Origin of the sequence: Nocardia sp. Root136 (genome assembly GCF_001427185.1) — a bacterium.
In the GTDB taxonomy this organism is placed as follows: Bacteria; Actinomycetota; Actinomycetes; order Mycobacteriales; family Mycobacteriaceae; genus Nocardia; species Nocardia salmonicida.
The window spans coordinates 1,766,964-1,778,326 of the sequence record NZ_LMFE01000001.1 but is presented as its reverse complement, the minus strand read 5'-3'; the positions used below and the strand labels follow the sequence as shown (position 1 = coordinate 1,778,326).

Here is an 11,363-nt window from a genome sequence, read left to right as displayed (position 1 = left end):
TGGGTGGTAGTACTCGCCGTTGCGTACTGCGCTCTATGTTCATTCTGAACCAGCGCGGACCACATCGGAATGGGTTCAGGAGACTGCGGCCAGTTCGATGGCCGCCAGCGGCGCGTCGGAGCTGACCAGATAGCGCTGCAGGGTCGAGCGATCATCGAGCACCAGCCAGTTGCCGCTGTCGGCGAGCTGGGCCCGAGTCGCCTTGGTGGTGATCCCGAAACCGGTCGCGGCACCGTTGGCCGGCGACACCGGGATCGCGCCGATCTTGCGCACCGCGGCCTCGGCGACGACCGCCTCGATCCGGGGATCGACCGCGACGGCGATCCGGTCGCCCGCCTCGGCGCCGCGACCGAGCAGCACGCGGGCCAGGCGGTTCGCCCAACGATCCAGATCGGCGTCGGCGAGCTGCCCCGCGACGATCGGCGCGTCGGAACGGCGACGCAGCTGGATGACGTTGTCGGCGGGTGCGGTGACCACGGTGCTCATCGGATTCCCCTTGAAGGCTTGTCGGCGGGTGCTTTTTGCTACACCTCTAATCTCGTCTTCGAGAGGGGAACCCGACAGCAACCCCAGCGTTGGTGGGCCGACTCCAAGGGGGATCGATTACCACCCCTAGGGGGTCGAACCTCGGTCAGCGGGCGTTTCCGCCGATGCTGAAATGCGCGCCCGTGGGGTCGATCAGGCCGGCTAGGCGGCCGTAGGGGGTGTTCATGGGTTCGAAGGCGACGGTGCCGCCGAGGGCCACCGCGTGTTCGGCGGACTTGTCGACGTCGTCGGCGCCGAAATAGACCGTCCACGAGCCGGGGATGCCCTCGGCGAGGTGGCCGCCCGCGTCGAGGACGCCGCCGCCCATGGGCGGGACGGCGTGAATGGTGGTGTAGCGGAAGTCCGCGGTGTCGGCGATCGTCAGGGTGTCGGCCCAGCCGAAGACGTCGCGGTAGAAGACCAGGGACTCGTCGTAGGCGCGGGTCGTCAGCTCGAACCAGGACGGCACGCCGACATGGTCGGTCCAGGTGCCGTCGGCGACGAGGCCGACCGCTTCGAAGCCGGCGAAGGTGTCGGCCTGCCAGACCCCGACACCGATACCGCCGACATCGGCGAGCACCGCCATCGATCCGAGATCGGCGACCGCCATCGGCTCGACGATCACGTTGCCGCCCGCCGCGCTCGTCTTCGCCGTCGTCGCCAGCGCATCGGGGGAGTTCAGATAGACGGTCCAGCGGTCGGGATAGGGGTCGCCGGGATCGTCGTGGCGGCCCATCGCGCCCGCCACCGCCCGACCGTCCTTGCGCAGGGTGGTGTAGCCGCCGAATTCCTCGCCGCCGCGATCGGCGGTCCAACCGAACAGTTCGCCGTAGAAGGCGATCGCGCGGTCGAGATCGGTGGTGTAGAGATCGACCCAGGTGGGATCACCGGGTTTCGGGGTCAACGACATGACTTCTCCTCGGCTGAAGGGGGAGCTCGATCGAGACGCTGGCACGTTCGTGTGTCGGCATCGATCATGACGCGCCGACCGCCGAAAAGTCATCGCCGACAACCATTGCACCCACGCGACCTGCGGAGGAAGATCGGGATCGCGAACTACGGCGCGCCGAATACGACACAGAGTAGGACCCGCGCGGAATGCTGCGGCAGCACGGTTTACGATTCACTCCAACGCATGTCTGCTGCTGTCCGTCCTTTCAGGCGCGGCCGACGCTGCGAGTGACGTACAGGCATCTTCAGGAGGATCAGTGACTGCGGTAGAGCCCAGGCCAGTCCCTCAGTTGGAAGCGACTCGACCGTATCCGGCCCGGACCGGGCCGAAGGGCTCGTTCCTCTACAAGGCGGTCACCACCACCGACCCCAAGGTGCTCGGCACCATGTACTTGGTGACGGCGATCAGCTTCTTCATGATCGGCGGCCTCATGGCGCTGCTCATGCGTGGTGAGCTCGCACGTCCGGGTCTGCAGTTCCTCTCGCCCGAACAGTTCAACCAGCTGTTCACCATGCACGGCACGATCATGCTGCTGTTCTACGCGACGGCGATCGTGTTCGGCTTCGCCAACATCGTCCTGCCGCTGCAGATCGGCGCTCCCGACGTCGCCTTCCCGCGACTGAACGCGTTCAGCTACTGGCTGTACCTGTTCGGCGCCTCCATGGCGACCGCGGGCTTCGTGACCCCCGGCGGTGCGGCGGACTTCGGCTGGACGGCCTACGTGCCGCTCACCGACATCCTGCACTCGCCCGGTGTCGGCACCGACCTGTGGATCCTGGGTCTGGCCGTGTCGGGTCTGGGCACCATCCTCGGTGGCGTCAACATGCTCACCACCGTGGTCTGCCTGCGCGCACCCGGTATGACCATGTTCCGCATGCCGATCTTCACCTGGAACATCGCGGTCACCTCCGTGCTGGTGCTGCTCGCGTTCCCGCTGCTCACCGCGGCGCTGTTCGGTCTGGCCTACGACCGCCACCTGGGCGGTCACATCTACGACCCGGCCACCGGCGGCATCCTGCTCTACCAGCACCTGTTCTGGTTCTTCGGCCACCCCGAGGTCTACATCATCGCGTTGCCGTTCTTCGGCATCGTGTCGGAGATCTTCCCGGTGTTCAGCCGTAAGCCGATCTTCGGTTACACCACGCTGGTCTACGCGACGCTGGGTATCGCGGCGCTGTCGATCGCGGTGTGGGCGCACCACATGTACGCCACCGGCGCGGTGCTGCTGCCGTACTTCTCCTTCATGACCTTCCTCATCGCAGTCCCGACCGGTGTGAAGTTCTTCAACTGGATCGGCACCATGTGGCGCGGACAGTTGACGTTCGAGACACCGATGCTGTGGTCGATCGGCTTCCTGGTGACCTTCCTCTTCGGTGGTCTGTCGGGCGTCATCCTGGCCTCGCCGCCGCTGGACTTCCAGGTCACCGACTCGTACTTCGTCGTCGCGCACTTCCACTACGTGCTCTTCGGCACCATCGTGTTCGCGACCTTCGCGGGTATCTACTTCTGGTTCCCGAAGATCACCGGCCGCATGATGGACGAGCGTCTGGGCAAGTGGCACTTCTGGACCACCTTCGTCGGCTTCCACACCACCTTCCTGGTCCAGCACTGGCTGGGCGCCGAGGGCATGCCGCGTCGCTACGCCGACTACCTGCCGTCCGACGGTTTCACCACGCTGAACACGATCTCCACGATCGGTGCGTTCATCCTGGGCTCGTCGATGCTGCCGTTCATCTGGAACGTCTTCAAGAGCTTCCGCTACGGCGAGGTCGTCACGGTCGACGATCCGTGGGGCTACGGCAACTCCCTCGAGTGGGCCACCACCTGCCCGCCGCCGCGCCACAACTTCTACGAGCTGCCGCGCATCCGGTCCGAGCGTCCCGCGTTCGAGCTGCACTACCCGCACATGGTCGAGCGTATGAAGGCCGAGGCGCACGTCGGCTGGGGCTCGGGTAAGCACAGCACGCACGTGTCAGAAGGCGCGCTCGCGAAGAAGTAGGACACCACCGAACGACAGGGTGTGCACCTGCTGGGTGACCAGCGGGTGCACACTCTTTTTGTGGGTAATCGAACGGAGCAGATCGACTTGGCCGACACCACAGTTCTCGTGACCGTCACCGGCCCCGACCGACCGGGCGTCACGTCGGTGCTGCTGGCGACGTTGTCGCGGCACCAGGTGAGCTTGCTGGACGTGGAGCAGGTGGTCATCAGGGGACGGCTCACCCTCGGGGTGCTGGTGTCGTGCCCCAACGACCCCGAGGCGTTGCAGGACGAGCTCGAAGAGGCCATGAACACCGTCGGCATGCAGGTCGACGTGTCCGTGGACGCGCAGATCGGCAAGCCGCCGATGTCGACCCACGCGGTCGTGGTGCTCGGCGCCCCGGTCACCGCGAAGGCCTTCAGCGCGATCTCGCGGGAACTGGCCACCGGCGGCGCCAATATCGACTCCATCCGTGGCATCGCCGACTACCCGGTGACCGGCATGGAACTGATGGTCACCGCGACCGACACCAGCGACGAAGGCGACGCGCGGCTGCGAACGGCCCTGGCCGAGGTCGCGGTCGCCGAGCGGGTCGACATCGCGGTGGAACGGGCGGGGCTGGCCCGCCGGGCCAAGCGCCTCATCGTGTTCGACGTCGACTCCACCCTGATCACGGGCGAAGTGATCGAGATGCTGGCCGCGCACGCCGGTGTGGAGGACCAGGTCCGCGAGGTCACCGAGGCCGCGATGCGCGGCGAGCTCGACTTCGCCGAATCGCTGCGTCAGCGCGTGGCCACCCTCGAAGGTCTCGACGAGTCGGTGATCGAGGAGGTCGCCGACCGGATCGAGCTCACCCCGGGCGCGCGCACCACGATTCGCACCCTGCGCAGGCTCGGCTTCCGCTGCGGCGTGGTCTCCGGTGGGTTCCGGCAGGTGATCGAGCCGCTCGCGCACGAGCTGGAACTCGATTTCGTTCAGGCCAACACCCTGGAGATCATCGACGGCAAGCTCACCGGGCGGGTCGTCGGCGAGATCGTCGACCGGGCGTTCAAGGCGACCGCGCTACGCAAGTTCGCCGCCGAGGCGGGGGTGCCGATGGAGCAGACCGTCGCGGTCGGTGACGGCGCCAACGACATCGACATGCTCAACGCGGCCGGGCTAGGCGTGGCGTTCAACGCCAAGCCCGCGCTGCGCGAGGTGGCCGACACGGCGCTGTCGCATCCGTACCTGGACGCGGTCCTGTTCATCCTCGGCGTCACCCGCGACGAGGTGGAAGCGGCCGACGCGCGTGACGGTGGCGTACGCCGGGTTCCACTGCTCGGCCGGTAGCGTCACGCGGAATCGCGACCTCACCGACGTAGAGTGACCGCACAGGCACGTCGTCACCGCTCGTCATCGGGAGGTTGTTGTGCGCAGGTCATTTCTCGTCCTGGTCGCCCTGGCGGGTCTCGGCGGATTGACGGCCGGATGCGGTGGCGACGAGACCGAACCCTATGACGTCACCCTCCAGCCGACCGCCGTTCCGCAGTCCGCGGTCGAACCGCTGACGATCGAGCTGGCCGCCAACGGCAGCACGGTCGTGGCCACGGTGGGCCAGCGCCTGCTGGTGCGTCTACCGCGGGATCCCGCGTCGACCGGTGAGTGGGGCCTGGTCAACGCCGAGAAGGGCATCCTGATCGCCGACGGTGGGCCGACCAGTGAGGGCAACGCCACAGTGTGGCCGTTCCGGGCGATCGAGCGGGGCGTGACCGCGCTGCAGTTCACCTACGGGCCGTCCAACGAACCGTCGATCGGCCCCGAGCCGACCTTCATGGTGGATGTCCGGGTGAGCTGAACGCGGTAAGGCCACGCCCCCCGCGATTAGGCTGGCGGGCGGACCGGTGTCGATCGAACGGGTGTTGTGGCATGAGTAGTGGGTTGGAAACCGAGGAGCAGGCCGAGGCGACGGTTCGCGACGAGGCGGCCGAATTCGCCGCTGCGCATGCGGAATTGGCACAGGGCTACGGTGGCATCGGCGACCCCGACGATCCGGCGATGGTGCAGGCGATGCAGATGGTGTTGCACATTCCCAAGGTCGATCCGCCCGCCCGCAGCGCCCTGCTGGAAGCCGCCGCCGCCGCGGCCGTCGCGGTGTGCCTCGACCCACGTTCGGGGCCGGGTGGGGAGTGGGAGCCGCGGTATCTCGCGTGGAAGCGGTCGCGGATCAGGAAGGTCGCCCGGCGCGCGCGTGGCGCCCAGTGGGTGGCCGCGGGTGACGTCGACGGGGTGACTGTCGATGTCGACGGCGCGCAGGCCCGTGCGTTCGTCCCCGGTCCGGTCGGGGAGATCGATCAGCGTGTCCGCAAACTCCAGATCGGCGGAACCGATCTCGAACACGACGAGCCCGGCCCGGTGGATCCGACGTTGCCGGTGCTGTGGGTGAACGCGGCGTTGAAGATGTCGGTGGGCAAGGCGGCCGCGCAGGTCGGGCATGCGAGCATGTTGCTGGCGGGTGCGCTGCCCGTGGACGAGGCGGCCGCGTGGGCAGGGCGCGGGTTCCGGTGCGCTGTGCGCGACGCGGACGAACAGCAGTGGGTGGGCTTGGTGGCCGAGGTGGCGGCGGGTCGTGCGGTGGCTGTGCGCGACGCCGGTTTCACCGAGGTGGCACCGGGCTCGATGACGGTGATCGGGGTGCCCTCACGGGAGTGATCGCAGCCGCATACCAGACGAATCCGGCAGCTACGTTGCGGTTTTCGCGACTCGCCGCGATAACGCGGTGTGGCGTGGGTGCCTCGGGGGTATACGTAACGGACAGCTTGGCACGTCGAGGTACAGGGAGGTTCCGCGATGATGACGACAATTGTGGTGATCCTGATCGTCTGGGTCGCGCTGTCGGTGCCTGTCTCTTTTGTCGCCGCGCGGATGTTGCGTAGCGAAGTTCGCACTGCGAATGACCCGTTGACGACCAGGATCGACGAATCTCGTACGGGCCGGTCGCTGCGCTGAGAGCCCACGTGGGCCAAGATGGAGCGCGTGTCGCAACCCGATCCCGATTTGCTCATCGACTTCTCCGACGTGACCATCCGCCGCTCGGGCCGAACCCTGGTCGGCCCTGTCTCTTGGCAAGTAGAGCTCGACGAACGCTGGGTGGTGCTCGGCCCGAACGGCGCGGGCAAGACCTCGCTGTTGAGAATGGCCGCCGCCGAACTCCACCCGACCTCTGGTAACGCGAATCTGTTGGGGGAGACGCTCGGTCGCGTCGACGTCAGCGAACTGCGACCACGCATCGGCTTGTCCTCGGCGGCGGTGGCCAGCCGGATCCCGGTGGACGAGAAGGTCAGCGACCTCGTGGTCTCGGCCGGCTACGCGGTGCTCGGCCGCTGGCGCGAGCGCTACGAGGACATCGATACCGAACGTGCCGTCGACATGCTGGAAACCCTGGGCGCCGAACATCTTTCCGACCGCACCTACGGCACCCTGTCCGAAGGCGAACGCAAGCGGGTGCTGATCGCGCGCGCACTGATGACCGATCCGGAACTGCTGCTGCTCGACGAACCGGCCGCAGGCCTGGACCTGGGCGGGCGCGAGGAACTCGTCGAGCGTCTCGGCGATCTCGCCGCCGACCCCGACGCGCCCGCGATGGTGTTGGTGACCCATCACGTCGAGGAGATCCCGCCCGGCTTCACCCATGCGCTGCTCCTCAAGGAGGGTGAGGTGGTCGGCCAGGGGCTCCTGGGCGACGTGGTCACCGCCGAGAATCTGAGCAGAGCCTTCAGCCAGTCGATCGCCCTCGACCGGATCGACGGTCGCTGGTTCGCGCGGCGGGCGCGCCGTTCGGGCGGGCATCGGCGCCGGAACTGACCGCTGAGGGGAATCTCTCCGCACCGTCGACCAAGCGGGCGTTAGGGTGCTGAGAGGTCGGCTGCGCTCGCGGAGGTAGCCGAGTGCGGCCGGGAGGCCGCGGTGTCGGTCGCCGAGCAGTCGGTTCGGTGGTGGAGAGGAACGGTATGAGTGAGTCCGGGGTCCCCGCGCGGGACGCGTCGACCGTGATGCTGGTGCGTGACGGCGAGGCCGGTATCGAGGTGTTCCTGCAGCGTCGAGTCAAGGCGATGGCGTTCGCCGCGGGGGTGACGGTGTTCCCCGGCGGTGGTGTCGACGCTGCCGACGGAACAGCCGATATCGCCTGGACGGGCCCCGAACCCGCATGGTGGGCGAAGCGTTTCGCCACCGACGAACAGACCGCGCAGGCGCTCGTCGCCGCTGCCGTGCGAGAAACGTTCGAGGAATGCGGAGTGCTGCTCGCCGGTCCGACCGCGGACACCGTCGTCGACGACTCGGCGCGCTATCGCGAGGCGCGGGGCAAGCTCGAGCGCCGCGAACTGTCGCTCGCCGATTTCCTCGCGAGCGAGGACCTGGTGTTGCGCGCCGATCTGCTGCGGCCGTGGTCGAACTGGATCACTCCCGAGGCCGAACCCCGCCGCTACGACACGCGCTTCTTCGTCGCGGTGCTCCCGCAGGGCCAGATCGCCGACGGCGCCACCTCCGAGGCCTCCCAGGTGATCTGGCGGACCCCGCAGGACGCCCTGGCGAACTGGCGCGAGGGCGAACATGTGCTGATGCCACCGACGTGGTCGCAGCTCGACGCGCTGTGCGGGTTCGCCGACACCGCGGCCGTGCTGGCCGCCGAACGCGTCATCGAGTCGATCATGCCGAAGTACTCGCCGGGAGCGGGCGGTCGTCCGCTGTCGGACTTCCCCGACAGTGAACGGTATTTCGACGAACTGCCGCAGTTGGGTGCGTTCGGCGGCCGGTAGGTTGTGGCCCATGGCCGAATTCGTGACCCTCGAACTGCCCGCCGAGCCGACCACCCGTGGCGTCGCGCTGCTGCGCATCGATCGTCCGCCGCTGAACCTCGTCGACGCCCAGCTGGCCCGTGAGGTGGCGGCCGCGGCGGCCACGGTGGCCCAGCATCCCGGGGTCTCTGCCCTGATCGTCTACGGCGACGAGCGGGTGTTCAGCGCGGGCGACGAGATGTCGGAGCTGGCCGCGCTCGACGCCGGACAGGCCGCCGCCATGGCCGCCGATCTCCAGGCCGCGCTCGGTTGTCTCTCGCGGGTTCCGCAGCCGACGGTCGCCGCGATCACCGGCTACTGCCTCGGCGCCGGTCTCGAACTCGCGCTCGGCGCCGACCACCGGATCATCGGCGACAACGTGAAGCTGGGTCTTCCGCAGATCAAAGCCGGACTGATCCCGCTCTCCGGCATCCGCAGGCTCTCACTTCTCATCGGCGCCAGCCGCGCCAAGGACATCGTCTATACCGGCCGTTTCGTGGATGCCGAGGAAGCCGCGAAGATCGGGCTGGTCGACGAGGTGGTAGCCCCCGACGACGTTCTCACCGCCGCCCGCGCCTGGGCCGCCCAGTTCGTCACCGCCGCCCCGCGCGCCCTCGCCGCCGCCAAGGCGGTCTTCGAATCCGGGCCGCACGGCCACTCCACCGCCGTCACCGAGTGGTCGGCCCTGTTCGACACCGACGACGCCCGCCTCGGCACCCGCACGTTCGCGGCCGACGGTCCGAACAGCGCTACCTTCACCGGAAAGTAGCAACTTACCGATAAGTTAATACCCGTTCCGGGCCGACCGGACGAGTGAAAGGGCCGTCCCTCGTCCCAGCAGCGGCGTGCCGAGACACACATATTAGGCTGGCCTCTATGACGGTCCATCCCGACGACCCGGCGCCGAACCCCCACGCCACCGCGGCCCAGGTCGAAGCAGCGCGCAAAGACACCAAACTCGCCCAGGTCCTGTACCACGACTGGGAAGCGGAGACCTACGACGACAAGTGGTCGATCTCCTATGACGAACGCTGTATCGCGTATGCGCGCGGCCGGTTCGACCTCGCCGTCGGCCCGGCTCCGCTGCCGTACGAGCGCGCGCTCGAGCTGGGCTGTGGCACCGGATTCTTCCTCCTCAACCTGATGCAGGGCGGCGTCGCCAAGTCCGGTTCGGTCACCGACCTCTCGCCCGGCATGGTGAAGGTCGCGCTGCGCAACGCCGAGCACCTCGGTCTGGATGTCGACGGTCGCGTCGCCGACGCCGAGACCATCCCGTACGACGACGACACCTTCGATCTGGTCTGTGGCCACGCCGTGCTGCACCACATCCCCGACGTGGAGCTGGCGCTCAAGGAGTGCCTGCGCGTGCTCAAGCCGGGCGGACGCTTCGTGTTCGCCGGTGAGCCGACCACCATCGGCAACATCTACGCCCGTCGCCTCGGCCAGGCCACCTGGAAGGTGACCACCGAGATCACCAAGCTGCCGTTCCTGTCCGGCTGGCGTCGTCCGCAGACCGAGCTGGACGAGTCCTCGCGCGCCGCCGCGCTCGAGGCCGTCGTCGACCTGCACACCTTCGACCCGAGCGATCTCGAGAAGAAGGCGAAGTCCGCGGGTGCCGTCGATGTGAAGGCCACCACCGAGGAACTCGCCGCCGCCCTGTGGGGCTGGCCGGTGCGCACCTTCGAGGCCGCCGTTCCCGACGAGAAGCTGACCATGCCGTACCGCCTGGCGCAGTACCGCGCGTGGCTGGGCCTGAGCTGGCTGGACGAGAACGTGCTGCGCAAGGTCGTGCCGCGCGAGTTCTTCTACAACGCGATGATCACCGGCGTGAAGCCGGGCGCGGCGCAGAAGTAGGTGGGCTACCGCTTCGGCCGCGACGATGTCGCCCATCTCGGCAGTGCGGCAGGCCGTGCCGCGCTCGCCGAGGTCGACCGGCTGGAGCTGACCCCCGCGACGCACCTGCGCGATATCGAGCAGGTGCGTCGTTCGCACGGTGACTCGGCGCCCGCGCTGATCGAGACCGTGCGCTTGCGTCGCAAGGCTGTGGTGAAGCTGCCCGCGGCGGGCGAGTGGTTGTTCACCGACGACTCGCTGCAACAGGCGACACCCGCGCTGGTGGCCCGGCATCGGGCCGCTCGATTGGCCGGTCGCGCGGTCCACGACGTGACCTGCTCGATCGGTGCGGAACTGTCCGAGCTGGCGGCGGCCTGTCCGGCGGTGGTCGGCAGCGATCTCGACGATGTCCGCTTGGCCATGGCCGCCCACAATCTCGCAGCGGTCGGTCGAAACATTGTGTTGGCCAAGGCCGATGCCCTCGTCCCGACCACTCGCGACACCGTGATCATCGCCGATCCGGCTCGTCGAGCAGACGGTCGCCGGACCTACGATCCCGCGAAGCTCCAACCCCCGCTGCCGGATCTGCTCGCCGCCTACGCGGGCCGCGATATCGCCGTGAAGTGCGCTCCCGGTCTGGATTTCGATCGCCTCGGCTGGGACGGCGAAGTAGAGGTCGTCTCCCTCGACGGCGCCGTGCGCGAAGCCTGCCTCTGGTCACCCGGCCTCACCGAGCCCGGCGTCACCCGCCGCGCCACCGTCCTGGACTCCCGTGGCGGCGCGACAACTCTCACCGATGCCGCCCCCGACGACATCCCCGATCGCGCCCCCGGCGAGTGGATCATCGACCCCGACGGCGCTGTCGTCCGCGCCGGTCTCGTTCGCCACTACGCCGCGAAACACGGTCTCTGGCAACTGGACCCACAGATCGCCTACCTCACCGGCGACGCGGTCCCCACGGGCACGCGCGGCTTTCGCATCGAAGGCCGCTTCGAGCTCCGCGAGAAGACCCTGCGCCAGGAGCTCGCCCGCCGCGACTGCGGCTCCCTGGAAATCCTCATCCGCGGCGTGGACGTCGATCCCGATGCCCTGCGCAAGAAGCTCAAGCAGCGGGGCTCGACGCCGTACACCCTGGTGATCACCCGTATCGGCCGCGCCGGCGTCGTGTTCCTCTGCCGAGCAGTCGCGCCCACCCGCTGACAGCTCACGTGTCGGTGCCCGCACCTAGTCTGTCGTCAGAGACAGCCGGACACGAAAGGTG

The 11,363-nt window shown here is 68.2% G+C and carries 12 protein-coding genes; 10 read left to right on the top strand and 2 right to left on the bottom strand.

The annotated features are described in order from the left end of the window. Nucleotides 1-75 precede the first annotated feature (75 nt). Both ASD42_RS08290 and ASD42_RS08285 read right to left on the bottom strand, forming a co-directional pair. A complete protein-coding gene (locus ASD42_RS08290; RefSeq protein ID WP_056812294.1) occupies nt 76-486 on the bottom strand; it encodes an AMP-binding protein in 411 nt (136 codons plus the stop codon). A 145-nt stretch (nt 487-631) separates the two neighbouring features. Continuing rightward, nucleotides 632-1,435 (bottom strand): VOC family protein, encoded by an 804-nt coding sequence (locus ASD42_RS08285; protein WP_056812292.1) that lies wholly within the window; start codon nt 1,433-1,435, stop codon nt 632-634. Between the two features lie 298 nt (nt 1,436-1,733). On the opposite strand from ASD42_RS08285, the gene ctaD reads away from it, so the two are divergent. The 10 genes from ctaD (at nt 1,734) to ASD42_RS08240 (ending at nt 11,302) form a co-directional block, all read left to right on the top strand. Continuing rightward, complete coding sequence (ctaD, locus tag ASD42_RS08280) at nt 1,734-3,476, top strand: aa3-type cytochrome oxidase subunit I (RefSeq protein WP_056812289.1); 1,743 nt, start codon at nt 1,734-1,736, stop codon at nt 3,474-3,476. An 81-nt stretch (nt 3,477-3,557) separates the two neighbouring features. Continuing rightward, complete coding sequence (serB, locus tag ASD42_RS08275) at nt 3,558-4,787, top strand: phosphoserine phosphatase SerB (RefSeq protein ID WP_131816594.1); 1,230 nt, start codon at nt 3,558-3,560, stop codon at nt 4,785-4,787. A gap of 79 nt (nt 4,788-4,866) precedes the next feature. Continuing rightward, complete coding sequence (locus ASD42_RS08270; RefSeq protein WP_056812287.1) at nt 4,867-5,292, top strand: protease inhibitor I42 family protein; 426 nt, start codon at nt 4,867-4,869, stop codon at nt 5,290-5,292. A 71-nt stretch (nt 5,293-5,363) separates the two neighbouring features. Further along, the gene (locus ASD42_RS08265; RefSeq protein ID WP_056812284.1) at nt 5,364-6,146 is read left to right on the top strand and encodes an aminoacyl-tRNA hydrolase; all 783 of its coding nucleotides are present in this window, start codon (nt 5,364-5,366) and stop codon (nt 6,144-6,146) included. Between the two features lie 138 nt (nt 6,147-6,284). Continuing rightward, entirely contained in the window at nt 6,285-6,443 is a 159-nt protein-coding gene (locus tag ASD42_RS34295; RefSeq protein WP_156677399.1) for a hypothetical protein, read from the top strand. Between the two features lie 18 nt (nt 6,444-6,461). Beyond that, a complete protein-coding gene (locus ASD42_RS08260; protein WP_056812283.1) occupies nt 6,462-7,298 on the top strand; it encodes an ABC transporter ATP-binding protein in 837 nt (278 codons plus the stop codon). Nucleotides 7,299-7,444: 146 nt separating this feature from the next. Continuing rightward, on the top strand, nt 7,445-8,251 hold the full coding sequence (locus tag ASD42_RS08255; protein WP_056812280.1) for an NUDIX hydrolase: 807 nt from the start codon (nt 7,445-7,447) through the stop codon (nt 8,249-8,251). A gap of 10 nt (nt 8,252-8,261) precedes the next feature. Then, nucleotides 8,262-9,038: an enoyl-CoA hydratase-related protein gene (locus ASD42_RS08250; RefSeq protein ID WP_056815776.1), complete on the top strand. Its 777-nt coding sequence runs from the start codon at nt 8,262-8,264 to the stop codon at nt 9,036-9,038. Nucleotides 9,039-9,145: 107 nt separating this feature from the next. Beyond that, on the top strand, nt 9,146-10,123 hold the full coding sequence (locus tag ASD42_RS08245; RefSeq protein WP_056812277.1) for a class I SAM-dependent methyltransferase: 978 nt from the start codon (nt 9,146-9,148) through the stop codon (nt 10,121-10,123). Continuing rightward, nucleotides 10,124-11,302, top strand: a complete 1,179-nt coding sequence (locus ASD42_RS08240; protein ID WP_056812274.1) for a THUMP-like domain-containing protein — start codon at nt 10,124-10,126, stop codon at nt 11,300-11,302. Nucleotides 11,303-11,363 lie beyond the last annotated feature (61 nt).